Annotated in this window: 1 protein-coding gene; it reads left to right on the top strand. The window is 60.6% G+C overall.

The window, feature by feature from the left end; genetic code table 11:
- Window positions 1–126: 126 nt before the first annotated feature.
- A partial coding sequence (locus SCI24_RS21465; RefSeq protein ID WP_318727291.1) for a TCP-1/cpn60 chaperonin family protein occupies window positions 127–530 on the top strand: 404 nt, incomplete at its 3' end.

Below are 530 nucleotides of genomic sequence, written 5' to 3'. Positions count from 1 at the left end.
GGTCAAGCTCAACGACAAGAAGTACCTGATCCTCAAGGAGAGCGACATCCTGGCCATCCTTGAATAGGCAAATGGGCAAGTGCCCAATCTACCAATGTACCAACCCACCAATAAGGAGTGAATGAAATGGCGAAACAACTGCTGTTTTCCGAAGTTGCACGACGTGACCTGAAGGCCGGTGTCGACACCCTGGCCAACGCCGTCAAGGTCACCCTGGGGCCCAAGGGCCGCAACGTAGCCCTGGACAAAAAGTGGGGCGCCCCGACCATTACCCACGATGGGGTCACTGTGGCCAAAGAGATTGAGCTGGAGGAGCCCTTCCAGAACATGGGCGCCCAGCTCTTGAAGGAAGCGGCGACCAAGACCAACGACGTGGCCGGCGACGGCACGACCACGGCCACCGTGCTGGCCCAGATGATCGTCAACGAGGGCCTGAAGAACGTCGCGGCGGGCGCCAACCCGATGCTCATCAAGAACGGCATCCTGGACGCAGCCGAGGCCCTGGTTGCCGCGCTGCGCGAGATGGCGAC

This window comes from Halomonas sp., assembly GCF_033549285.1.
In the GTDB taxonomy this organism is placed as follows: domain Bacteria; phylum Pseudomonadota; class Gammaproteobacteria; order Pseudomonadales; family Halomonadaceae; genus Halomonas.
Note: the sequence above shows the minus strand (reverse complement) of the source record. Positions and strands in the feature narration are given on the sequence as shown.